Here is a 22,306-nt window from a genome sequence, read left to right as displayed (position 1 = left end):
CCTTCCCAGACATTCGGGTGCCCGTGATGGCCGGCCTCGCCCTCGATCAGTTGCGAAAGACCTATGCCGGCGGCGTCGAGGCGGTGCGCGGCGTCTCGCTCGAGGTGCCGGACGGCGCCTTCTGCGTCCTCGTCGGCCCGTCCGGCTGCGGCAAGTCCACGGTGCTGCGGATGATCGCCGGCCTCGAGACCGTGACCTCGGGGGCGATCACCATCGGCGAGCGCAACGTCAACCAGGTCGAGCCCGCCGACCGCGACATCGCGATGGTGTTTCAGAACTACGCGCTCTATCCGCACATGCGCGTCTACGACAATTTGGCTTACGGGCTGCGCAACCGCGGCACACCGAAGCCCGAGATCGAGACCCGGGTGAAGGAGGCGGCCCGCCTCCTCGGCCTCGAGGCGATGCTGACGCGCTATCCGCGCCAGCTCTCCGGCGGCCAGCGCCAGCGCGTCGCCATGGGCCGGGCGATCGTGCGCAAGCCGCAAGTGTTCCTGTTCGACGAGCCCCTGTCGAATCTCGACGCCAAGCTCAGGGTGCAGATGCGGGTCGAGATCCGCCGCCTCCAGCGCCAGCTCGGCGTCACCACGGTCTACGTCACCCACGACCAGGTCGAGGCGATGACCATGGCCGACCGGCTGGTGGTGATGAATGGCGGCCGGATCGAGCAGGTCGGCAGCCCGATCGAGATCTACCGCCGCCCGGCCACCCGCTACGTCGCGACCTTCATGGGCTCGCCGCCGATGAACATCCTGGCCGCGGAAGCCGTCGCGGGGGGCGTGCGGATCGACGGCACGGTGGTCCCGGTCGCCGGGATCGCTCCCGGCACGGCGGTCGAGGCCGGCATCCGGCCCGAGGACCTGCGGATCGCCGAGGACGGGCTGCCCTTCCGCATCGCCTTCGTGGAGGAGTTAGGGGCCACGCGCCTGCTGCACGGGCCGCTCGCCGGCACCGACGTGGCGGTGCAGGTGCCGGCGGGCTCCGCGCCCCAGGAGGGCGACACGGTACGGCTCGCGATCGAGCCCGCCGCCCTGCACCTGTTCGATCCGGCCACCGGACGGCGGCTGGCGCAGGTCTGACCGGAGGCCTGCGGGCTTTCCCGCTGCCCGAGCCGCGTCGTATGCAAGGTAAGGCGCGATCCCGCAAACGGGAGGCGCAAAGATGGGAGGCTCGTTCTTCGTGCACAAACCGCTTGCCGGCATCAAGGTGCTCGAACTCGCCCGCATCCTGGCCGGGCCCTGGATCGGCCAGCTCCTCGCGGATCTCGGCGCCGACGTGGTCAAGGTCGAGCGGCCGGTCGTCGGCGACGACACGCGCTCCTGGGGCCCGCCCTTCGTCGAGGGTGCGGACGGCGAAACGCTCTCGGCCTCGTATTTCCACTCGACGAACCGCGGCAAGCGCTCGGTCGCGGCGGATTTCGAGACCGCGGAGGGACAGGCGGTGGTGCGCAGGCTCGCCACCCATGCCGACGTGGTGATCGAGAACTTCAAGGTCGGCGGTCTCAAGAAGTACGGCCTCGACCACGAGGCCTTGAGCGCCCTCAACCCGCGGCTCATCACCTGCTCGGTCACCGGCTTCGGCCAGGACGGCCCCTACGCGCCGCGCGCCGGCTACGACTTCATGATCCAGGGCCTCGGCGGGATCATGTCCCTCACCGGCGAGCCGGCGGGCGAGCCGGTCAAGACCGCAGTCGCCTTCGCGGACGTCTTCACCGGGGTCTACGGCACCGTCGCGATCCTCGCCGCCCTCCAGGGCCGGCACGCCACGGGCAAGGGCTGCCACATCGACATGGCGCTCCTCGACACGCAGGTCTCGGTGCTCGGCAACCAGGCGCTGGTCTACCTCGTGTCGGGCCTCCTGCCGCCGCGGATGGGCAACGAGCACACCAGCATCGTCCCCTACCAGGTCTTCCCGACGTCCGATGGCCACATCATCGTCGCCTGCGGCAATGACGGCCAGTTCCAGAAGCTTTGCAGCGTGCTCGGCACCACCTGGCACCTCGACCCGGACTATGCCACCAACCCGGGCCGGGTCACCCGCCGCGACGTGCTGATCCCGCTCATCGCGGCCGAGACGCGCCGCCACAGCAAGGCGGACCTGCTGGCGCGGCTCGGCGCCGTCAACGTGCCGGTCGGCCCGATCAACGACCTCGCCGAAGTCTTCTCCGACCCGCAGGTGGTCCATCGCGGCCTGCGCCTCGACCTCCCCGACCCGCGGGCGAAGGGCGGCACGATCCCGAGCGTGCGCTCGCCGATCGTCATCGACGGCGTGCCGATGGCGGCCGGGACGGCCTCGCCGCAGGTGGGGGACCATACGCAGAACGTGCTGGCGGATCCGGCCTGGGGTGGGTGACGCCGCCCCGATTCTGAGGCGAACACGACGCGTGAGCCTGTTCTCTCCTGCCCGCGACCTCATCCTGAGGTGCCGCGTAGCGGCCTCGAAGGAGGGCTCCAGAAGTCTCCGCGATCCCTGGAGCCCTCCTTCGAGGCTCGCTGCGCTCGCACCTCAGGATGAGGTCGCGGTTTGGATGGTTGTACACAACGCCAAGCATCATTCCGCCGGTCGCGAACGACCGGTGCCGAAGTGGTCATCGGTTCGGCTGCGAAAATGATGCAAAAACAAGAAACCATGCAGAGTTGCGCCATGCAACTCTGCTTAGCCAGGCTCTGAGAGATCACCGGAGGACACACCCATGACCGACGCCCCCCGCCCCCGCACCGGCGGGCAGATCCTGGTGGACCAGCTCGCCCGCCACGGCGTCGGCGACATCTTCTGCGTCCCCGGGGAGAGCTACCTCGCGGTGCTCGACGCGCTGCACGACGCTGAGATCCGCCTCACGGTCTGCCGGCAGGAGGGCGGGGCCGCGATGATGGCGGAGGCGCACGGCAAGCTGACGGGCAAGCCCGGCATCTGCTTCGTCACCCGCGGGCCCGGCGCCACCAACGCGGCGCCCGGCCTGCACATCGCCCGGCAGGATTCGACCCCGATGATCCTGTTCGTCGGCCAGATCGAGCGGGCGGCGCGCGAGCGCGAGGCATTCCAGGAGCTCGACTACCGGGCGGTGTTCGGCACCATCGCCAAGTGGGTGACCGAAATCGACAGCGCCGACCGGCTGCCGGAGCTCGTCGCCCGCGCCTTCCACGTCGCCACCGCCGGACGGCCCGGCCCGGTCGTGATCGCGCTGCCCGAGGACATGCTGACCGAGACCGCGACGGTCCCGGACGCCCCCGCCTTCCGGCCGGTCGAGACCCATCCGGCGCTGGCCCAGATGGTCGAGCTCCAGAACCTCCTGGCCCGGGCCGAGAAACCCTTCGCGATCCTGGGCGGCAGCCGCTGGTCGGAGCAGGCCGTGCGGCGCTTCGCCCGCTTCGCCGACCTCTTCTCGCTCCCGGTCGCCTGCTCGTTCCGGCGCCAGGGCACCATCCCGGCCGACCACCGCTGCTACGCCGGCGACCTCGGCCTCGGCGTGAACCCCAAGCTGCTCGCCCGGATCAAGGAATCCGACCTCCTTCTCCTCGTCGGCGGGCGCCTGTCGGAGATCCCGTCGCAGGGCTACACGCTTCTCGATATACCGGGCCCGCGCCAGACGCTCGTCCACGTCCACCCGGATCCGGAGGAGCTCGGCCGCGTCTACAGCCCGGCGCTCGCGATCAACGCCAGCCCGACCGCCTTCGCGGCGGCGATCGAGACGGTGCAGCCGCCCCGCGCCCTGCCCTGGGCCGCAGGCACCGAGGCCCTGCATGCCGATTACCTGACCTGGAGCGACCCGACCCGGATCACCACCCCGGGCACGCTCCAGATGGGCGGCGTGATGGCCCATTTGCGCGAGGCGCTGCCGGCCGACGCGATCCTGTGCAACGGGGCGGGCAACTTCGCCACCTGGGTCCACCGGTTCTGGCCGTTCCGCGCCCATGACGGCCAGCTCGCCCCGACCTCGGGCTCGATGGGCTACGGCGTGCCCGCCGCCATCGGCGCCAAGCGCCTCAAGCCGGAGCGCACCGTGGTGGCGGTGTCGGGCGACGGCGACTTCCTGATGAACGGCCAGGACTTCGCCACCGCCGTGCAGTACGACCTCCCGGTCATCATCATCCTGGTCGATAACGGCATGTACGGCACGATCCGGATGCACCAGGAGCGGGACTATCCCGGCCGGGTCTCCGGCACCGCCCTGCGCAACCCCGACTTCGCGGCCTACGCCAAGGCCTTCGGCGGCTACGGCGAGCGGGTCGCGCGCACCGAGGACTTCCCGCCGGCCCTGGCGCGGGCGATCGCCTCCGGCCTGCCGGCGATCCTGCACTGCCCGATCGACCCCGAGGCGATCACCCCGACGACCACGATCCAGGCCCTGCGGGACAGGAAGCGGCCGTAGCCCCGACACCCTCTCTTGTCCGGCGGGCACGGCTGTGCTTAGCCAGCGAACAACAAGCGCCCGCCACCGAGACGGTGCGGGCCGCGTGTGCCCCGGCCGTCTGTCGTCGGAGTGTCACGCGGGCCCCGCATGAGAGGCCGCGCAAGAGGAGAGGACACTTCGATGGCCCCCACCACGACCATCCGCATCGCGCTCGCCGGCCTGGGGCTGGCGGCGGCGACCCCGGCGCTCGCCGTGACCGAGCTGCAATGGTGGCACGCGATGACGGGCGCCAACAACGACGCCGTCAACCGCCTCGCCGAGGAGTTCAACGCCGCGCAGGGCGACTACAAGGTGGTGCCCACCTACAAGGGCAATTACGGCGAGACGCTCAATGCCGGCATCGCGGCCTTCCGGGCCGGCACCGCGCCGCACATCATGCAGGTGTTCGAGGTCGGCACCGCCACGATGATGTCGGCCAAGGGCGCCGTGAAGCCGGTCTACCAGCTGATGAAGGACGCCGGCGAGCCCTTCGACCCGAACGCCTACCTGCCGGCGATCACCGGCTACTACTCGACGACCAAGGGCGAGATGCTCTCGTTCCCGTTCAACTCGTCGTCGATGGTGATGTGGGCGAACCTCGATGCCCTGAAGGCGATCGGCCTCAGCGAGCCGCCGAAGACCTGGCCGGACCTGTTCGCGGCGGCCAAGAAGCTGACGCAGAACGGCTTCCCGAATTGCGGCTTCTCGACCACCTGGGTCACCTGGCTCAACATCGAGCAGCTCTCGGCCTGGCACAACCTGCCGGTGGCGACCAAGGCCAACGGCATGGACGGCCTCGACACCACGCTCGAGATCAACGGCCCGCTGCAGGTCAAGCACATCGGCAACCTTGCGGAAGCCCAGAAGGACAAGACCTTCGACTATTCGGGCCGCTATGACAGTGGCTTCGGCCGCTTCACCGCCGGCGAGTGCCCGATCATGTTCGGCTCGTCGGGCTCCTACGGCAACGTCCGGTCGGCGGCCAAGTTCGCCTGGGCCTCGGCGCCGATGCCCTACTATCCCGACGTGCCGGGCGCGCCGCAGAACAGCATCATCGGCGGCGCCTCGCTGTGGGTGATGGGCGGCAAGAAGCCCGACGAGTACAAGGGCGTGGCGAGGTTCTTCACCTTCCTGTCCGACACCGACCGGCAGGCCAAGCTCCACCAGACCACCGGCTACATGCCGATCACCAAGGCGGCCTACGAGAAGTCGAAGGCGGACGGCTTCTACGACAAGAACCCGGCCCTCGAGGTGCCGATCAAGGAGCTGACCAACAAGCCGCCGACCGAGAATTCCCGGGGCCTGCGCCTCGGCAACCTGCCGCAGATGCGCGACCTGTGGGCCGAGGAGATCGAGGCGACGCTGGCCGGCAAGAAGACCGCCAAGCAGGCCCTCGACGAGGCGGCGAACCGCGGCAACGCGATGCTGCGCCAGTTCGAGAAGCAGGCCGGCGGACGATAGGACGGTCATGAGCCCCGAGCGCGTCACCTTCGGAGGCCGGCTGCTGCCGGCGGCGCTGATCGCGCCGCAGCTCCTGATCGTCGGCCTGTTCTTCTACTGGCCGGCCGTCCAGGCGGTCTGGCAGTCGTTCCAGATGCAGGACGCGTTCGGGCTCTCGACCGAGTTCGTCTGGTTCGAGAACTACCGGGCCCTGTTCACGGATCCGGGCTACTACCAGGCGCTCGCCACCACGCTGGTCTTCGCCGCGGCGGTGGCGGGTCTCTCCCTCGGCTTCGCGCTGCTGCTGGCCGCGATGGCGGACCGGGAGATCCGGGGAGCCGGGCTCTACCGCACCCTCCTGATCTGGCCCTACGCGGTCGCTCCCGCGGTGGCCGGCGTGCTGTTCGGCTTCCTGTTCCAGCCCGGCCTCGGGCTGATCGCCCGCGGCCTCAACCAGATCGGCATTCCGTGGAACCCGCTCCTCGACGGGAACCACGCCATGATCCTGGTGGTGATGGCGGCGGCCTGGAAGCAGGTCTCCTACAATTTCCTGTTCTTCCTCGCCGGCCTGCAGGCGATCCCCGGCAGCGTGATCGAGGCGGCGGCGATCGACGGCGCCCGCCCGTTCCGGCGGTTCTGGACCATCGTCTTCCCGCTGCTCTCGCCGACCACCTTCTTCCTGATGGTGGTCAACGTCGTCTACGCCTTCTGCGAAACGTTCGGCGTTATCGACGTGCTCACCCACGGGGGCCCCGGCCGGGCGACCCAGACGCTGGTCTACAAGGTCTACCAGGACGGCCGCATCGGCGCCGACCTCGGCGGCTCGGCGGCGCAGTCGGTGGTGCTGATGGCGATCGTGATCGGGCTGACCGCGATCCAGTTCCGCTACGTCGAGAAGCGGGTGGCGTACTGAGCCAAGCGAAGCGCATTCTGGCAACCGGCCCCGCTCGCGGCTGTGTCGCCTACTTCGCCACCAGCAGCGCCCAGTACACCTTGTACTTCGAGCCGGGCGCGTAGGCGGTGGCGATCCCCATCCGGGTCGCCGTGGGATCGAGCATCACCGCGTTGTGGGCCGGGCTCTCGCGCCAGCCGGAAAACGCCTCCGCGAGGGTGTGGTAGCCGGCCGAGAGGTTGGCGCCGGGCTGCGGAAAGCCCATCCGGGCCGCCACCGACTTGACGATGTCGGCCTGGCTCGGGCGGCCGGCGGCGGCCATCGCGGCGGTCTCGGTCTCGGCCAGGCGCTGCAGGCCGGGATCGAGGGCGAGCGGGGCCAAGCCCTTGTTGCGGCGGTAGGCGGCGATCATGTCGCGCGCGGCGCCCGCGTCGATCTGCGCGCCGGCGGCCGTCATCGGCCAGTACAGGCTCGGTCCCGCCGGGCCGACCGGCGCCCGCGTCGCCTCGGTCGCCGAGCAGGCGGCGAGGCCGGCGGGCAGGACCAGCAGGGCCACGCGCTTCAGGGCGAGGCGCTTTCGCACGGCGGGACGGGTCTTCACGGCACGGTCTCGGGGGTTCGGCGACGCTCGGCCTCGGGCTCGTGACGGGCTTCGGGGCGGAAGGCGGCAGGGCTCGCCATACGGGCGATCTGCCCCATGGCGTCCTGCATCGCGTCCAGCCCCTGAACCGTGACGATGCTCGCTCCTGGCCCGAGATTGGGGATGAGACCCTCCTCGGACAAGGTCTTGAACACCGCAAAGTTGAGGTCGCTCTGAACCTTCAGCTGCGACCCGACGTCGGTGATCATCGCGATCAGCTCGAATTCCAGGAAGGGATCGCCGATCTTGCGGAAGACCACCCGCGGCGGCGGCTCCTTGAGGATGTCGGGATGGGCCTTGGCGCAGCCGACGATCAGCTCGGCGGCGTGGACCGGGTCCTGGTTGCGCAGGACGCTGACGGTGATGGCGACCCGGCCGGTGCGGTCGCCGCGCACCCGGTTCTTCACCACGCCGGAGATCAGGTTCGAGTTCGGCACGATCACGGCCGAGCGGTCGAAGGTCTGGATCTCGGTCGAGCGCACGCTGATGCGGCGGACATAGCCCTCGTTGTCGCCGATCACCACGAGGTCGCCGACCCGGATCGGCCGCTCCCAGAGCAGCAGCAGGCCGGAGACGAAGTTGTTGACGATCGATTGCAGGCCGAAGCCGATGCCGACCGACAGCGCGCCGGCCACGATGGTGAGCTTCTCGAGGCTCAGGCCGAGGTAGGAGAAGGCGAGCGCGAGGGTGAGCAGGAAGCCGACATAGCCGCTCACCGTCGAGATCGAGTTGCGCAGGCCCGGATCGAGGTCGGTCGCCGGCAGGTAGGTGTTCTCGAGCCAGCGCTGCACCGCCTTGGTGATGACGAGGCCGAGCGTGAACAGCCCGACGGCGATCGCGATCGTCGAGAGCGAGATCGTCACCCCGCCGACCGTGAAGCCGAAGAACGCGGCCTGGGCGGAGGCGTAGATGTCGGTCGAGTCGACGCCCCAGGAGGCGAGCAGCAGCACCCCGGCGGCGGTGAGCAGCACCACCCGGACGAAGCCCGAGATCAAGACCGCGATCTGGTTGAGCGAGCGCTTGCGCAGGCCGGTATTGGCCTGGAGCGCGGTGGCGATGCGGGACTCGTCCTGCAGCGCCGAGCTCACCACGGCATCGACGCTCGAGATCGCCAGGTAGAGCATGGACGCGGCGATCGCCGTCCACATCAGCTGGTCGATCAGGAACGACGACAGGGCGATGTAGCCGATCAGCGCCGAGGTCGCGATCGCCGCCACGACGATCCAGCCGAGGATGCGCAGCGGCCCGCCGATGCCGCTCGAGGCGTCGGCCGCCACGTAGGGGCCGAGGCAGGCCTCGTCGGTCTCGGCGCGGGCCGCGAACCGGCGCAGGCCCTCGGCCAGCACCACCGCGACCACGGCGGCGAACACGCCCTTGGTGACGATGGTGATCGGCAGGCTGACCGAGATGCCCTCGTTCAGGCCCTCGATGGTGCGGCCGACCGCGATCACCGAGGCGATGGCGAGGACCAGGCGGTTCAGCCGCTCGGCGGTGGCGTCCGTCATCGCGACGAGGCGCCAGGCCGGCCGGTCGGGCGAGAGCAGGGCGTCGGCCATCGCCTCGACCACCGCCACGAAGGCGAGGGAGGCGACGATCCGGTGGGCGACCGGGAGCAGCCGGACCGGCAGGAGCCCGGTGACGTCGAGGGTGTAGCCGACCAGGAAGCTGCCGAGCACCGCCGGCACGGCGCCGACCAGAAAGACCCGCCAGGCCGCCAGCACCCGGGCGTAGCGCGTGGGCTGCGCGGCCTTCGACGAGCGGTGCCCGACCCGCGGGGCGATGTGGCGCCGGCCGACATAGAGCGCCACCGACACCCCGATCGCCAGGGCGAGCAGGAGCAGGTTGAGCGGCGTGCCCCGGCGCTGGACCTGGGTGACGGAGTCGTCGACGGAGCTCGTCAGCGCCCGCAGGTCGCGGTCGAGATCGTTGGCGGCGCGCAGCCACAGATTCGGGCTGACGAGGCCGTCGGTGCGCTCGAACAGCGCCCGGGTGAAGGCGGAGCGGCGCCGGTTGCTGATCTGGTCGGTGATCTGGTCGCTCTGGACCAGGAGCGAGCGGGCGAGCCGGAGCGTGTCGTCGATCTCGGCGACGCCGGCCTCGCGCTGGGCCCGCTCCTGGGCCACGTCGGCCCCTTCCGGCTCCTTCGGCTTCGGGCCGAGCTGGGTCAGCCGCTCCTTGGCGGCCTCGAGCCGGGGGCCGAGATGGTCGACGACCTGGCGCAGCCGGTCGGCGACCGGGGGGATGCCCTCGCGCAGCATCGCGAGGTCGTCCTTGTTCAGCTCGCGGTGCGTCAGGGCCTGCTCGCGCTGGTCGAGGTCGGCCTTCTCGGCGTCGAGCTGGGCGCGGATCTGCTTGATCTGCTCGGAGATCGGGGTCTGGGGCGGGGGCTTCGGGGGCTCCTTGGCCGCCTCGGCCGGCGCCGCGGCGGCGGCGGGCTTCGCGTCCCCCTTCGCGTCCCCCTTGGCATCTCCCTTGGCCTCGCCCTTCGTCGCGGCCGGCGCCTGGGCGACGACCGCCCGCTCCGGTTTCGCCGCGGCTCCCTGGGCCGCCGCGAGCCCGGGGCTCAGCAGGGCGGCCACCAGGGCGATCGTCCATCGGCGAAGCTGTCTCATGCGCAATCCTTCTCACCCGCGTATCAGGCTCGTCCCCCGGCGGCCCGCGGGCCGTGACGGGATCATGGCGGGGCGGCCCGGCCCGGCGGCCGGCTTGCCCAGCGTCGATGGTCGGTTCGAGCGGTCTACCTAGGTCATCCGCCCGGAAGGGGGAACGAGGCGAGACGCGGGATCGCGGATCAATGGGGCGAAAATCGGGGGCGAAAATCGGGGGCGGCCATCGGTGCCGGTCCGCCCTGCCGGGGCCGCCGGGGGCCCGCGGGCGGCGGATTCGTGTGGGGCGTGACGAGACGCCCCGGCCCGAAACCTTCACAACCCTGTCATGCTGCTATTAGACTAAGCCCCAATGGACACGGCCTTTTCGTACTGCTGCGGGAGGATGTCGGTGATCGTCCCTCATCAGCAGCCCAGACGGCGCCCGGATCGCATCCCGGCCGCGCCCCACGGCGTCCGCTCCCCGAGCGGCCGTGGCGGGCATCCGCCGTGTCCCCCCACTCTCCCCGACCGGCTCGGAGGATAGGCGATGGCCCCCATCCCCTCTCCTGGCGAGCGACGCGAGGACCGGCATGGCGCCGGCTCCCCTCGTGGCGGTCGGCCCGTCGCCAGGGCAGGATGATGCTGGATCTTCAAACCCTCGTGCTCAACGCGGATTATCGGCCCCTCTCCTACAATCCGCTGTCGCTGTGGTCGTGGAAGGATGCGTTCACGGCCCTGTTTCTCGATCGCGTCACGCTGGTGGCGAGCTACGACGTCGAGGCGCGCTCGCCGAGCCGCTCGCTGAAGGTGCCGAGCGTGGTGGCGCTCAAGAGCTACGTCGCCATGGCGCGCAGCCCGGCCTTCACCCGCTACAACATCTACCTGCGCGACACGTTCTCGTGCCAGTATTGCGGCCTGCGGCTGCCCTCCGGCGGCCTGACCTTCGACCACGTGGTGCCGCGCTCGCGCGGCGGGCTGTCGAGCTGGGAGAACGTCGTGGCGGCCTGCAGCCCGTGCAACCTGCGCAAGGCCAACCGCACGCCCGAGGAGGCCGAGATGCCCCTCCTCAACGAGCCGCGCCGGCCGAGCCGCTACGAGTTGCACCGCCGCCAGCCGGAATTCGACCACCGCCAGTACCACCACACCTGGATCGACTACCTGTACTGGGACAGCGAGCTCGAGACCTGAGGCGCGCCACGCGCCGGGGCGCCGCCGCGCGGCGACGGCCCCGGCTTGCCCTCTCCTCGCGCGTCGGACGAAGGAGCGTGCCGAGCGCCGCGCTCGGGCGCGAAGCCCGGATACGACGCCTTGCTCGAGGGCAAGCGGTTCACCGACGCCGCCTGCCTGCTCGCCGAGATCGTCTCGATCACGGACGAGGACCGGACGCCGGTCAGCGGCGAGCGCTGGATCGACGTGAAGGTCCGGCTCTACCGGGAACACGGGCCCTGCGAGACCATGGTGGTCGCCGAGCAGGAGCGGGTGCACGTGTCGGTGTATACCCGGGATGCCGGCGGCTGGACGTGCCGGGTGCTGACCGACCTCGAGGCCGATCTCGCGATCCCCGCGGCCGGCCTCGCCTGCACGGTCGGCGACCTCTACCGGGACACGCGCCGGCGGCCGCGCCCGGGCCGCGACCGCCGGCCCTGACCTCAAGGAAACCCGACGGCCCTGGAGACGGCGGGGCGGATTGCGCTACACGCTGGAGGCTTGACCCATAAGGCCGCGCCGTCGCGCGGCCGGCCAGCGCCGTGACCCGCATGACGCACTCGACCGCGACCGCCACCGCGCCTGAGCGCACCCGCACCGCGCCTGCGCGCACCCGCCGGGACTGGCCCGGACTGTTCCTGCGCGCCGTCCTCTCGCTGTTCCTCGGCCTGCCGCTCGGGGGCCTGCTCTTCGGCCTCACCGGGCTCGGGCTCGCCTTCGTCAACGACGACCCGATCCTGCAGCACCCCTGGCTCCTCGCCTTCCGCACTCTGGCGGCCGCCGTGTCCTACGTCTTCCTCGGCGGCTTCGCCTGGACGCCGGACGGGGGCTACGCCAGCCTGCACGGCTGGTACGCTGCCGGGGTGGTGCTCGCCTTCGGGCTCCTGAGCCGGCCGTGGCGGCGCTGGACGCAGCGGGTCCGGCCGGAGCCGTGGCCGCGGCGGGGCTGAGACCGCCGGGCCTTCGAACGGACTCGTTCGCAGGCGCTGGCTGCGCCCGAACGGATTCACGCCGACAGGCGCCAGGCGCTGATGCGCCGAACGCCTTCGCAGCGATGCGTCGACGCGACGGCGCAAGGGCATGGGACCCCGAACCTGCGCGTTAGTGCCGCGGTTGCGGACCGGAGGGCCAAGGAACGTCGATGGGGCGAGAAAATTACTCCCCCCAAGCATCCAGGCCCGCGAGTGCCGGGATGCGTGCCCTCCATCGGAGCCACATCCATGCATCGTCGCGACGTCCTCGTCAGCATGCTCTCGGCCACCGCGGCCCTCGCGGTCACCCGCACCGCGGTCGCCCAGCCCACGCCGGCCGGCGCCATGCCGACCCCCGTCTACCTGGCCATGGCCACCAGGGGCGGCCTCTTCCTCGAGAACACCGCGCGCGACGCCTTCGCCAAGACCGGGAACCCGCGGGTCAAGCGGTTCGCGCGGGCGGAGGTGAACGAGCAGGTCAACCTCGCCAACAAGATCGACGCGGTCACGGGCGGCAGCGTGCCGGTGGCGGGCGGTCCGGGCGGACCCGGCGGCCTCGTCGGCGGCCTGGTGACCGCCCCCCTCGCGGTCGCGGGCGGCGTGGCGGGCGCGGCGGTCGGGACCGTCGGCGGCGTGCTCGGCGCGCCGGGTGCCGGCGGCCCCGGCGGGATGACCTCGGACGAGCAGAAGGCGCAGATCCTGGCTCAGATCTCCGGCCTGCAGGGCGGGCCGCAATACGACGCCACCTTCGTCAGCGCCTCGCTCCAGGGCCATCGGGAGGCGCTGACGATCCACGGCTCCTACGCCCAGAGCGGCGAGGACCCGGCCCTGCGCCGCGTCGCCCGGGGCGCCATCCCGCTGATCCAGCTGCACATCTCGCAGCTGAGCCAGATGCAGCGAATGATGGGCGGCGCCGCCGAGGGCTGAGGCCAGGCCGGAGCGGGCCCCGGCCACGAGAGGCCGGGGCGCTTCATCTGGGGTGCTTCACGCAGAATCGTCATCGGAACGCCGTCGCGCCCTCGAACACCGTTCGAGGGCGCTGTCCTTCGTCAGTCCTTCAGATCCTTCTCGATGTCGGCGAGCAGCGCCAGGTGCTCGCGGATCTGGCCGCGGGCGAGCTTGGCGACGCCGAGACTCTCGCGGTCCTTGCCGGTGGCCAGGTAGGCCTCCTGGATCTTCAGCAGCGCCTGGTGGCCCTCGATCTGGCCGCGGATGTAGTCGAGGTCGAAGGCCTTGCCGGACCTGGCCTGGTCGAGCTTGTCGAGCATCGCCCTGCCCTTCGGGTCGAGCTGGCCGGTGACCTCGGGATCGGCCGGCGGCTTCACCTGGCCGCTGGCGGGCTGGGCCGGATCCCGCATCGCCTTGAGCACGTCGGCGATGGTCTCCTGCTCGGCGACCTCGAAACGGGCGAACTGCTTCACGTCGTCGTCGGACGCCTTGGTCAGGGCGACGCGGCTCGCCGCCAGGGAGGCCGACCCGGCCGCGAGGGTGTCGGCGGCGTACTTGGCCTCGGCCTCGCCCATCCGGGCGCCGCTGTTGCCCGTGGCCGCCGCGGTCGGGCCGGCCTGCTGCGCGAAGGCCGCCGTGACGAGGGACGGGATCGCCACGGCCGAGGCGATGGCGGTCAGTGCGAGACGACGATGCATGGGAAAACCTCGACGGAGACGCGGTGGGGGCGCCGGAGCGCAGGCACTAACGCCGCCGCGAAAGACGGGGTTTCAGCGTCGCCTTTCGGGAATCGCGACGGTCCCGACCAAGGACGATCGCGGCCGGGGACGATCGCGGAAAAGTCCGCGTGGTGCCGCCCCGCACCGATCGCGCCGGCCTCCTACCGCTATCGGAGAGCTTACGGCGGCCGGCGCGACCGTGTCGTCTGCTCGCGGCAGCGGGACTGCCCGGGCGCCGGCGGCCGTCACGGAGGCGGGAGATGACCACGATCTTCTTCGGAACGCTCCGGGCGGCACCGGGCGCCGCGCCGGTCTCCTGCTCGGCGATCGTGGTCTGCCACGTCGCAGGCAGCTCCGCCGGGCAGGTCTTCGGTCATGTCGCCGGTCATGTCGCCGGTCGTGGCGCCAGCCCGTTCGCGGCCCGGCGCCGCGTGACGAATCCGTAATCCTCCGGCGAGGTCCGGGCCATCCGGCGGCCCGCATTCTCCTGCCTCGGCGGCCCGGCACGCGGCCGCGCGAGGACCGTGTCATGCGACGCACGCTCACCATCGGCGCCCTGGGGATCTTGAGCGCGGGGCTGCTCGGCACAGTCCTGGCCGCGAATGCGGCGCCGGCCCAGGCACCGGACGGGCCGCGGCCGATGCAGGTGGCCCATGCGGGCGACGGCGAGCGCATGGACGGCCGGCGCCGCCTGAGCGCCGAGGACATCCAGGCCTTCACCGATGCCCATATCGCCGCCCTGCATGCCGGCCTGAAGCTCACCCCCGACCAGGAGAAGCTGTGGCCGCCGGTGGAGGACGCGATCCGCAGCCTCGCCAAGCTCACCCGCGACCAGCACGAGGCCCGGCGCGGGCGCGACCGCGATCCCCTGGCCGAGACCGCCCCGGAGGCGATCCGCGCCCGGGGCGACGCCCTGACGGCGCGCGGGGACGCCCTGCGCAAGCTCGCCGACGCCTCGCAGCCGCTCTACGCCACCCTGGACCAGGCGCAGAAGCAGCGCGCCGCGCTGCTGAGCCGGCCGATGGGCGGGCCGCGCGGCCCGCATCCGGGGATGCACCGGCACCACCACGACGACTGAGCACCCGCGCCTTCTCCGCCCTCCCGGTCTTTCGCCGCCCCGGCTCCCGCCGCGGGCGGCGCTGCCGCATGCAGCCGGCGCAACATTCCGCGCAATCCGCACGCAATCCGGCCATGCGATACCAACCTTCGCGGTGACGCCCGGCCCCCGGGCCACCGCGGAGGAAACGCGCCGCGGAGGGGGCGCTCGCAGCCGATCCGGGCTCATCACGCCCGGCGATGCGAGCGGCCCGACCGCAAGAGCAGCGATGGCAGATTGAGCGGCATCCAGCGGGAGAGGCAGATGGACAACGTGATCCGTCCGGATTTCCGTCGTGCGGCCACGATTCGCGCCGGCAAGGATCGTGACGCCAAGCACCGTGAGGCCAAGAGGCGCGCCAGCCCGGCGCAATACGTCAAATCCTACGGCGAGATCGGGCACCACGCCGTCTCGCTGGTGCGCGAGCGGTCGAGCCCCCAGGGCGACGTCTACAAGGTCGTGATCGACAGCCTGGGCGGCCGGTCGGAGCCGGTCGGGGTCGAGCCCGCGACGCCCGACGGCCTGTTCGACGCCGATCTCGTCGGCATGGCGGTGGTCCGCACCCTCGAGATCCTGGCCCAGCGCTCCGGCGACTTCGACGTCGCCTGAGCAGGTTTCGCGGAAGCGGCCGCCGGTTCTGCGATGAAAAGCCTGCGGCGGAACGAGAGCCCTGAGCGGACGAAGCGTTGGCGTGCCGATGCGAGTCCGCTTGGGCAAGTCCGCTTGGGCAAGTCCGCTTGGCACGCGGCGGGCTCAACCCTCCCTCGACGCCAGCGACGGCCTCCGCGCATGGACTCACGGCGCCGGCCCGCGCCATCATGCGGGCGGACCGACGGGGAGGAGCGCGCGATGGCCGAGGCGAGGGGTGCGGAAGAGACTCGGGCCGAGGACACCTGGACCTACTTCGAGGGCGCCTGGCACCCGGGCAACGTGCGGATGATGGGGCCGCGCACCCACGCCGCCTGGCTCGCCTCGACGGTGTTCGACGGTGCCCGGGCCTTCGAGGGGGTGACACCGGACCTCGACCTCCACCTCGCCCGGATCAACCGCTCGGCCGCCGCCTTCGGCCTCGAGCCGGTGGTGGCGGAAGGCACCTGGGCCGAGCTGGTCCGCGACGGCCTGAGGCGGTTCGCGCCGGACGCGGCGCTCTACATCCGGCCGATGTACTGGGCGGAAGGGGGCCTCGGCGGCGCGGTGCGGTTCGACCCGGCCTCGACCAACTGGTGCCTGTGCCTCTACGAGGCGCCGATGCCGCCGCCGACCGGCTTCACCGCCACCCTGTCGCCGTTCCGGCGCCCGACCCCGGACGCCGCGCCCCTCGACGCCAAGGCCGGCTGCCTCTACCCCAACAGCGCGCGGGCGATCGCGGAGGCCGCCTCCCGCGGGTTCGGCAACGCCCTGATGCGGGACGCGCTCGGCAACGTCGCGGAGTTCGCCACCGCCAACGTGCTGATGGCCCGCGACGGCGTCGTCTACACGCCGGTGCCGAACGGCACGTTCCTGGCCGGCATCACCCGCGGCCGGGTGATCGCGCTCCTGCGCGAGGCCGGGGTCACGGTGGTGGAGGCGACGCTCACGGTCGACGACCTGATGGGCGCCGACGAGGTCTTCTCCGTCGGCAACTTCGCCAAGGTCGTGCCGGTGACGGCCCTCGACGGGCGCACCTTCGGGCCCGGGCCGATGTTCCGGAAGGCGCGCGAGCTCTACTGGGCCTTCGCCCATCGGGGCTGAGCCGCCTTTCCGCACGTCGCCCCCTGCCCGCCCCCCTCCCCTGCCCTACCCTTGAGGCAGCGAGGCGGTGCAGGGGGCAGCAGGCTCATGATAATCGTGCGGTTGGCGGTGGCGTGGGCGACGGTCGCGGCCTTCGCGGTGTTCGGCGGCGGGTGGCTCGGCGGGCTCGCGGCGCCGCTGGTGGCGGCCGGGCTCTTCGCCTGGCTCTTCGCGGTCATCCTGTGGTCGGCCTTCGGGGTGGTGCACGAGGCCGAGGAACTCGCCCACCGCCTCGGCGAGCCCTACGGCACCCTGGTCCTGACGCTCGCCATCGTGATCATCGAGGTGGCGCTCGTCGCCGCCGTGATGCTGGGGGCCAAGGCGGCGCCGACGCTCGGGCGCGACACGATGTTCGCCGTCATCATGATCGTGATGAACGGCCTCGTCGGGCTCGGGCTGATCCTCGGCGGCCTGCGCCACCACCGCCAGAACTACAACCTCGACGGCGCCGGCGCGTATCTGGCGGCGATCATCCCGCTCACCACCATCGCGCTCATCATCCCGAACTTCACCCGCTCGACCCCGGACGGCTCGCTGACGACCCTCCAGGCGGTGGCCTTCTCGGTGCTGACGGTGGTGCTCTACGGCATCTTCCTGCTGCTCCAGACCGGCCGGCACAGCGACTTCTTCACCGATGCGGCCAAGCCCGGCGATCCCGTCACGCAGGCGGCTCCCCACCCGGATGCGGGCCGGGGGGCGATCCTGCGCCATGCCGGGCTCCTCATCGTCAGCCTGGTGCCGATCGTGCTGCTCTCGAAGAGCCTGGCGGCGATCCTCGACCACGGCATCGCGGCCCTCGGCGCCCCCCCGGCGCTCGGCGGCGTCATCATCGCCGCCATCGTGTTCACGCCGGAGGGCATCAGCGCCCTCAAGGCGATCCGGCGCGACCAGCTCCAGCGCGCGATCAACCTCTGCCTCGGCGCCGTGACCTCGACCGTCGGCCTCACCGTGCCGGCGGTGCTCGGCATCGGGCTCCTGTCGGGCCAGCGGGTGGTGCTGGGCCTGGCGCCGGCCGAGATGGCGGTGCTCGCCATGACGCTGCTCCTCAGCGTCATCACCTTCTCGCGCCAGGGCACGACGGTGCTCGAAGGTGCGGTCCACCTCGTGGTGTTCCTGACCTACCTGACGCTGATCTTCAGCCCCTGAGCCCGTCAGGCCGCCCGCACCGGCCGGGCCGGGGCGACGCCCTCCTCGGCCACCGGCGGCAGGGCGTCCATCACCCGCGTCGCCGGGAAGGTCACGATCACCTCGGTGCCCTCGCGCGGCCGCGACTTCAGCTGGAAGCCGCCGCCATGCAGGTCGACCAGGCCCTTGACGATCGGCAGGCCGAGGCCCGAGCCCTGCTCGGCGGTCTTGATCGCCAGGGACCCGCGGCCGAAGGACGACATCACGGTCGGGATCTCGTCCTCCGGGATGCCCGGGCCGGTATCCTTCACGCTGACATACTGGCCACCGGACGAGGTCCAGCCGACCTTGATGGTGATCTCGCCCCCCGGCGGCGTGAACTTGATGGCGTTCGACAGGATGTTGAGGACGATCTGGCGCAGCGCCCGCTCGTCGGCCCAGAGCCGCGGCAGGGACGGGTCGATCAGCTCGCGGAAGGTCTGGTTCTTGGCCCGCGCCCGCAGCGCCATCATGTGCCGGCCCTCCTCGACCACGTAGGCGAGCTGCAGGGCCTCCTCGTTGAGCTCGTAGCGTCCCGCCTCGATGCGCGAGAGGTCGAGGATCTCGTTGATCAGGTTGAGGAGGTGCAGGCCGCTGTCGTGGATGTCGGTGGAGTATTCCCGGTAGGAGGCGGAGGAATGGGGGCCGAACACCTCGTTCTTCATCACCTCCGAGAAGCCCAGGATGGCGTTGAGCGGCGTGCGCAGCTCGTGGCTCATGGTCGCGAGGAAGCGGGACTTGGCGAGGTTGGCCTCCTCCGCACGCCGGCGCGCCTCGTCGGAATTGGCCTTCGCCTGCTCCAGCTCGCCGAAGATCGCGTCCTTCTCGGCGCGCGACTGCAGCGCCGCGACCGTCGAGGCGTGCAGGTGGTTCGACAGGAACAGGAAGAACAGCTGCGCGCACACCGCCATGCCGACGAGGAGCACCGTCTCGGCCTCGCGCGACAGGACCAGGAGGGCGGCGGTGGCGGCGCTGAGCGGCAGCAGGCCCGCATAGGCGCCGAGCGGCACGGTGGCGGCCAGCATCGTGGTCACGGCGGCCACGATGACGAGGACGAACATCACGAAGGTGCGGGCGTTCGCCGCCTCGACCTGGACCAGCATCAGCACCAGGAGAGCCCAGGCGATGCTCTGGACGATCTCGCCGGCGATCACCCGCCGGCGCGAGACCCTGAGCGAGATCGCGTCCGGATCCTGGCGCAGGAAGGCGCGCGAGAGCGCAGTGTTGCCGGCGACCGCGACGAGCACCGCGGCGCACCAGGCCCCGCTGAGTATCACGGGAGCCCAGAACACCGACGCCGCGGCGATGCAGCAGGCGAGGAGCACGAGCGGCAGGAAGGCGCCGAGCCGGTACTGGGCGTAGACGCGCAGCAGCTCGTAGTCGAAGGCGCGCTCGAGCCCGATCGACGAGGTCAGCCGTTCGCGGGCGGAGCGGACGTCCCGCGCGACCTTGCGCCGCCGGGCCACCTCCTCCGCCGTCGGGCCGCGCCCGCGCTGCACCATCTGTGCCGTGACTTCGGACATCGCGATCGGGTCGTGCCGCTCCCTCGCCGCCGCGGACCGTCGGCCGGTCCGGGAAAGGCTCGCCGAAATTCGTTAAGGTCCCCCTGCCGCGATCCCGCGAATGCGACGCATCGGGCCGTCCGGCCTGCCGCTGCGGCACGCGAGGGCGGGTGCGCTGGCGCACATCGGCCCCGCTTGCCGGCGGTGCAGGAGCGGACGAGACCTGTCGGGCTGGAACCGCTCCAGCCTCTCGTCCCCGCCTCTCGTTTCCGCCTCTCCTGGGAAGCGCACGATGACGAAGCTCACCCTCAACGGCCGGACCTACGAGGTCGACGCCGATCCCGAGATGCCGCTCCTCTGGGCGATCCGCGACCACCTGAACCTCACCGGCACGAAGTACGGCTGCGGCATCGCCCAGTGCGGCGCCTGCACGGTCCATCTCGACGGGCAGCCGGTGCGCTCGTGCCAGACCCGCCTCGGCGATGTCGGCGACGCGAAGATCACCACCATCGAGGGGATCTCCGGCCCGGTGGCCGAGGCGGTGCGCACCGCCTGGCGTCAGCTCGACGTGGTGCAGTGCGGCTACTGCCAGTCGGGCCAGATGATGTCGGCGATCGGGCTCCTCTCCGAGAACAGGAAGCCGAGCGACGCCGACATCGACGCCGCCATGGACGGCAACGTCTGCCGCTGCGGCACCTACCAGCGCATCCGCGCGGCGATCCACGACGCCGCCCGCTCCCTCGCCTGACCGGGACGCCGCCATGCTGAACCGCAGCCTCAAGATGCGCGACCGCGCCGTGACCTCCCGCCGCGCCTTCCTGCGCGGCACCGCCGCCGCCGGCGGCGCCCTGGTGATCGGGCTCCACCTCGAGAAGGGCGCCCGGGCCGCGGGCGGGCCCGACTTCTCGAAGGTGCCGGCCAGACCCAACGCCTTCGTGCGCATCGCCGCCGACGACACCGTCACGGTGGTGATCAAGCACCTCGACATGGGCCAGGGCAACACGACCGGGCTCGCCACCATCGTGGCGGAAGAACTCGACGCCGACTGGGGGCAGATGCGCGCGGACTTCGCGCCGGCCGATGCCAGCCTCTACAACAACCTCGCCTTCGGGCCGATCCAGGGCACCGGCGGCTCGACCGCGGTGGCCAATTCCTGGATCCAGCTGCGCAAGGCGGGTGCGGCCGCCCGCGCGATGCTGGTCGCGGCGGCGGCCCAGGAATGGAAGGTGCCGGTCGGCGAGATCACGATCGAGAAGGGCGTGCTGCGCCATCCGAGCGGCAAGGAGAGCCGGTTCGGCGCCTTCGCCGCCAAGGCGGCGACGCAGGCCGTGCCCGAGAACCCGACGCTCAAGGACCCCTCCGCCTTCCGGCTGATCGGCACCAGGCTGCCGCGGCTCGATTCGAAGGCCAAGACCGACGGCAGCGCGCAATACGCCCTCGACGTGCGCCGGCCGGGCCAGCTCACGGCGCTCGTCGCCCGCGCGCCCCGCTTCGGCGCGACGCTCAAAAGCGTCGACGACTCGGCCGCGAAGGCGGTGCCGGGGGTCGTGCAGGTGGTGCGCATCCCGAGCGGCGTCGCGGTGGTGGCGCGTGACACCTGGTCGGCGATGAAGGGCCGCGAGGCCTTGACGCTCACCTGGGACGATGCCGGCGCCGAGCGTCAGTCGACCGAGTCGCAACAGGCCACCTACAAGGCGATGGCCGACAAGCCCGGCCTCGTCGCCTCGAAGCAGGGCGATGCGGCGGGCGCCATCAAGGGCGCCGCCAAGGTGCTGGAGGCGGAGTTCAACTTCCCCTACCTGGCGCATGCGCCGATGGAGCCGCTCAACGCCACGATCGAGCGCGCCGGAGACGGGTCCTACGACATCTACGCCGGCTCGCAGTTCCAGACCATCGAGCAGGCGGTGGCCGCCGGCATCCTCGGCACCACCGCCGACAAGATCCGCATCACGACCCTGTGGGCCGGCGGCTCGTTCGGCCGGCGCGCCACGGCTTCGGCCGACTACATCGCGGAGGCCGCCGCGATCCTGAAGGCCACCGGCGAGAAGGCCCCGATCCACCTCGTCTGGACCCGCGAGGACGACATCACCGGCGGCTATTACCGCCCGGCCGCCTATCACCGCATCCGCGCCGGCCTCGACGCCAAGGGGGCGATCACGGGGTGGGAGCACCGCATCGTCGGCAAGTCGATCATCATCGGCACCGCCCTCGAGGCGATGATGGTGAAGGACGGGGTCGACGCCACCACCGTCGAGGGCGCGTCCGACACGCCCTACGCCCTGCCGGCCTACCGGTTCGAGGTCCACAACGCCCGCGAGGGCGTGCCGGTCCTGTGGTGGCGCTCGGTCGGGCACTCGCACACCGCCCAGGCGATGGAGGTGTTCATCGACGAGCTGGCGCATGCCGCCGGCCAGGACCCGGTGGCCTACCGCCTCGGCCTCCTGAAGCAGGCTCCGCGCCTCTCCGCGGCGCTGACGCTCGCCGCCGAGAAGGCGGGCTGGAACGCCCGCGCGCAGAAGCCAGGGCGCGGCTACGGCGTCGCCGCGCACGAATCGTTCGGCTCCTACGTGGCGATGGTGGCCGACGTGACGGCGGAGGCCGGCAAGGTGAAGGTGAACCGGATCGTCGCGGCGGTCGATGTCGGCGTGGCGGTGAACCCGGACATCATCCGGGCTCAGGTCGAGGGCTCGGTCGGCTTCGCGCTCTCGGCGGTCCTGCGCAACAGGATCACCTTCAAGGACGGCGAGGTGCAGGAGAAGAACTTCGACGCCTACGAGCCGACCCGGATGAGCGAGATGCCGAAGGTCGAGGTCCATATCGTGCCCTCCGCCGCCGCCCCCACCGGCATCGGCGAGCCCGGCGTGCCGGTGCTGGCCCCGGCGATCGCGAACGCGGTCTTCGCCGCCACCGGCCAGCGCCTGCGCTCGCTGCCCCTCGACCTCACGGCTTTGCGCGGCGTGTGATCGCGCACCACACGCTT

The 22,306-nt window shown here is 71.5% G+C and carries 20 protein-coding genes; 16 read left to right on the top strand and 4 right to left on the bottom strand.

All coding sequences use genetic code 11. The features are described from left to right. Positions 1-26 precede the first annotated feature (26 nt). The 5 genes from EU555_RS00900 (at position 27) to ugpA (ending at position 6,743) form a co-directional block, all read left to right on the top strand. A complete protein-coding gene (locus EU555_RS00900) occupies positions 27-1,079 on the top strand; it encodes an ABC transporter ATP-binding protein (RefSeq protein WP_135412568.1) in 1,053 nt (350 codons plus the stop codon). Positions 1,080-1,179: 100 nt separating this feature from the next. Then, positions 1,180-2,352, top strand: a complete 1,173-nt coding sequence (locus EU555_RS00895; RefSeq protein ID WP_135412567.1) for a CaiB/BaiF CoA transferase family protein — start codon at positions 1,180-1,182, stop codon at positions 2,350-2,352. Between the two features lie 340 nt (positions 2,353-2,692). After that, positions 2,693-4,369: a thiamine pyrophosphate-binding protein gene (locus EU555_RS00890; RefSeq protein WP_135412566.1), complete on the top strand. Its 1,677-nt coding sequence runs from the start codon at positions 2,693-2,695 to the stop codon at positions 4,367-4,369. A gap of 162 nt (positions 4,370-4,531) precedes the next feature. Further along, positions 4,532-5,851 (top strand): sn-glycerol-3-phosphate ABC transporter substrate-binding protein UgpB, encoded by a 1,320-nt coding sequence (ugpB, locus tag EU555_RS00885; protein ID WP_135412565.1) that lies wholly within the window; start codon positions 4,532-4,534, stop codon positions 5,849-5,851. A 7-nt stretch (positions 5,852-5,858) separates the two neighbouring features. Further along, positions 5,859-6,743, top strand: a complete 885-nt coding sequence (gene ugpA, locus EU555_RS00880) for a sn-glycerol-3-phosphate ABC transporter permease UgpA (protein ID WP_135412564.1) — start codon at positions 5,859-5,861, stop codon at positions 6,741-6,743. Positions 6,744-6,792: 49 nt separating this feature from the next. On the opposite strand, the gene EU555_RS00875 is transcribed toward ugpA, so the two are convergent. Continuing rightward, entirely contained in the window at positions 6,793-7,323 is a 531-nt protein-coding gene (locus EU555_RS00875; RefSeq protein WP_425375064.1) for a CAP domain-containing protein, read from the bottom strand. Beyond that, positions 7,320-9,974 (bottom strand): DUF3772 domain-containing protein, encoded by a 2,655-nt coding sequence (locus tag EU555_RS00870; protein ID WP_135412563.1) that lies wholly within the window; start codon positions 9,972-9,974, stop codon positions 7,320-7,322. The genes EU555_RS00875 and EU555_RS00870 overlap by 4 nt, the downstream gene beginning before the upstream one ends. 615 nt (positions 9,975-10,589) lie before the next feature. On the opposite strand from EU555_RS00870, the gene EU555_RS00865 reads away from it, so the two are divergent. The 4 genes from EU555_RS00865 to EU555_RS00850 all read left to right on the top strand — a co-directional run bounded on the left by EU555_RS00865 (position 10,590) and on the right by EU555_RS00850 (position 13,054). Further along, positions 10,590-11,138 carry an HNH endonuclease gene (locus EU555_RS00865; protein ID WP_135412904.1) on the top strand — a complete coding sequence of 183 codons (549 nt, stop codon included), beginning with the start codon at positions 10,590-10,592 and terminating at the stop codon, positions 11,136-11,138. A gap of 120 nt (positions 11,139-11,258) precedes the next feature. Further along, entirely contained in the window at positions 11,259-11,597 is a 339-nt protein-coding gene (locus tag EU555_RS00860) for a hypothetical protein (RefSeq protein ID WP_135412562.1), read from the top strand. Positions 11,598-11,707: 110 nt separating this feature from the next. Beyond that, positions 11,708-12,106: a hypothetical protein gene (locus EU555_RS00855; protein ID WP_135412561.1), complete on the top strand. Its 399-nt coding sequence runs from the start codon at positions 11,708-11,710 to the stop codon at positions 12,104-12,106. A gap of 270 nt (positions 12,107-12,376) precedes the next feature. Continuing rightward, entirely contained in the window at positions 12,377-13,054 is a 678-nt protein-coding gene (locus tag EU555_RS00850) for a DUF4142 domain-containing protein (protein ID WP_135412560.1), read from the top strand. Positions 13,055-13,176: 122 nt separating this feature from the next. On the opposite strand, the gene EU555_RS00845 is transcribed toward EU555_RS00850, so the two are convergent. Next, complete coding sequence (locus tag EU555_RS00845; protein WP_135412559.1) at positions 13,177-13,773, bottom strand: DUF4142 domain-containing protein; 597 nt, start codon at positions 13,771-13,773, stop codon at positions 13,177-13,179. Positions 13,774-14,054: 281 nt separating this feature from the next. On the opposite strand from EU555_RS00845, the gene EU555_RS00840 reads away from it, so the two are divergent. The 5 genes from EU555_RS00840 (at position 14,055) to EU555_RS00820 (ending at position 17,806) form a co-directional block, all read left to right on the top strand. Further along, positions 14,055-14,240 (top strand): hypothetical protein, encoded by a 186-nt coding sequence (locus EU555_RS00840; RefSeq protein WP_135412558.1) that lies wholly within the window; start codon positions 14,055-14,057, stop codon positions 14,238-14,240. An 83-nt stretch (positions 14,241-14,323) separates the two neighbouring features. Beyond that, positions 14,324-14,872 carry a Spy/CpxP family protein refolding chaperone gene (locus EU555_RS00835; protein ID WP_135412557.1) on the top strand — a complete coding sequence of 183 codons (549 nt, stop codon included), beginning with the start codon at positions 14,324-14,326 and terminating at the stop codon, positions 14,870-14,872. 282 nt (positions 14,873-15,154) lie between these two features. Continuing rightward, positions 15,155-15,499: a hypothetical protein gene (locus EU555_RS00830; protein WP_135412556.1), complete on the top strand. Its 345-nt coding sequence runs from the start codon at positions 15,155-15,157 to the stop codon at positions 15,497-15,499. 240 nt (positions 15,500-15,739) lie between these two features. After that, positions 15,740-16,621: a branched-chain amino acid aminotransferase gene (locus tag EU555_RS00825; RefSeq protein ID WP_135412555.1), complete on the top strand. Its 882-nt coding sequence runs from the start codon at positions 15,740-15,742 to the stop codon at positions 16,619-16,621. Between the two features lie 87 nt (positions 16,622-16,708). After that, on the top strand, positions 16,709-17,806 hold the full coding sequence (locus tag EU555_RS00820) for a calcium:cation antiporter (RefSeq protein WP_135412554.1): 1,098 nt from the start codon (positions 16,709-16,711) through the stop codon (positions 17,804-17,806). Positions 17,807-17,811: 5 nt separating this feature from the next. Here the strand turns inward: EU555_RS00820 and EU555_RS00815 are convergent, their stop codons facing one another. Next, positions 17,812-19,347, bottom strand: a complete 1,536-nt coding sequence (locus EU555_RS00815; RefSeq protein ID WP_135412553.1) for a sensor histidine kinase — start codon at positions 19,345-19,347, stop codon at positions 17,812-17,814. 271 nt (positions 19,348-19,618) lie between these two features. Between EU555_RS00815 and EU555_RS00810 the strand changes: the two genes are divergently transcribed. After that, positions 19,619-20,074 carry a (2Fe-2S)-binding protein gene (locus EU555_RS00810; RefSeq protein WP_135412552.1) on the top strand — a complete coding sequence of 152 codons (456 nt, stop codon included), beginning with the start codon at positions 19,619-19,621 and terminating at the stop codon, positions 20,072-20,074. A 13-nt stretch (positions 20,075-20,087) separates the two neighbouring features. Continuing rightward, positions 20,088-22,289, top strand: coding sequence for a xanthine dehydrogenase family protein molybdopterin-binding subunit (locus EU555_RS00805; RefSeq protein WP_135412551.1), 2,202 nt, complete (start codon positions 20,088-20,090; stop codon positions 22,287-22,289). Positions 22,290-22,306: the final 17 nt, after the last annotated feature.

This window comes from Methylobacterium nonmethylotrophicum (assembly GCF_004745635.1).
In the GTDB taxonomy this organism is placed as follows: Bacteria; Pseudomonadota; Alphaproteobacteria; order Rhizobiales; family Beijerinckiaceae; genus Methylobacterium; species Methylobacterium nonmethylotrophicum.
This window is presented reverse-complemented; position numbering and strand designations above follow the sequence as displayed.

What these genes read in the sequence shown, in the direction of transcription:
- EU555_RS00900 (WP_135412568.1), top strand. Translation starts at nt 27, where the DNA reads ATGGCCGGCCTCGCCCTCGATCAGTTGCGAAAGACCTATGCCGGCGGC.
- EU555_RS00890 (WP_135412566.1), top strand. Translation starts at nt 2,693, where the DNA reads ATGACCGACGCCCCCCGCCCCCGCACCGGCGGGCAGATCCTGGTGGAC.
- ugpB (WP_135412565.1), top strand. Translation starts at nt 4,532, where the DNA reads ATGGCCCCCACCACGACCATCCGCATCGCGCTCGCCGGCCTGGGGCTG.
- ugpA (WP_135412564.1), top strand. Translation starts at nt 5,859, where the DNA reads ATGAGCCCCGAGCGCGTCACCTTCGGAGGCCGGCTGCTGCCGGCGGCG.
- EU555_RS00870 (WP_135412563.1), bottom strand. Translation starts at nt 9,974, where the DNA reads ATGAGACAGCTTCGCCGATGGACGATCGCCCTGGTGGCCGCCCTGCTG.
- EU555_RS00865 (WP_135412904.1), top strand. Translation starts at nt 10,590, where the DNA reads ATGCTGGATCTTCAAACCCTCGTGCTCAACGCGGATTATCGGCCCCTC.
- EU555_RS00855 (WP_135412561.1), top strand. Translation starts at nt 11,708, where the DNA reads ATGACGCACTCGACCGCGACCGCCACCGCGCCTGAGCGCACCCGCACC.
- EU555_RS00850 (WP_135412560.1), top strand. Translation starts at nt 12,377, where the DNA reads ATGCATCGTCGCGACGTCCTCGTCAGCATGCTCTCGGCCACCGCGGCC.
- EU555_RS00845 (WP_135412559.1), bottom strand. Translation starts at nt 13,773, where the DNA reads ATGCATCGTCGTCTCGCACTGACCGCCATCGCCTCGGCCGTGGCGATC.
- EU555_RS00840 (WP_135412558.1), top strand. Translation starts at nt 14,055, where the DNA reads ATGACCACGATCTTCTTCGGAACGCTCCGGGCGGCACCGGGCGCCGCG.
- EU555_RS00835 (WP_135412557.1), top strand. Translation starts at nt 14,324, where the DNA reads ATGCGACGCACGCTCACCATCGGCGCCCTGGGGATCTTGAGCGCGGGG.
- EU555_RS00830 (WP_135412556.1), top strand. Translation starts at nt 15,155, where the DNA reads ATGGACAACGTGATCCGTCCGGATTTCCGTCGTGCGGCCACGATTCGC.
- EU555_RS00825 (WP_135412555.1), top strand. Translation starts at nt 15,740, where the DNA reads ATGGCCGAGGCGAGGGGTGCGGAAGAGACTCGGGCCGAGGACACCTGG.
- EU555_RS00820 (WP_135412554.1), top strand. Translation starts at nt 16,709, where the DNA reads ATGATAATCGTGCGGTTGGCGGTGGCGTGGGCGACGGTCGCGGCCTTC.
- EU555_RS00815 (WP_135412553.1), bottom strand. Translation starts at nt 19,347, where the DNA reads ATGTCCGAAGTCACGGCACAGATGGTGCAGCGCGGGCGCGGCCCGACG.
- EU555_RS00810 (WP_135412552.1), top strand. Translation starts at nt 19,619, where the DNA reads ATGACGAAGCTCACCCTCAACGGCCGGACCTACGAGGTCGACGCCGAT.
- EU555_RS00805 (WP_135412551.1), top strand. Translation starts at nt 20,088, where the DNA reads ATGCTGAACCGCAGCCTCAAGATGCGCGACCGCGCCGTGACCTCCCGC.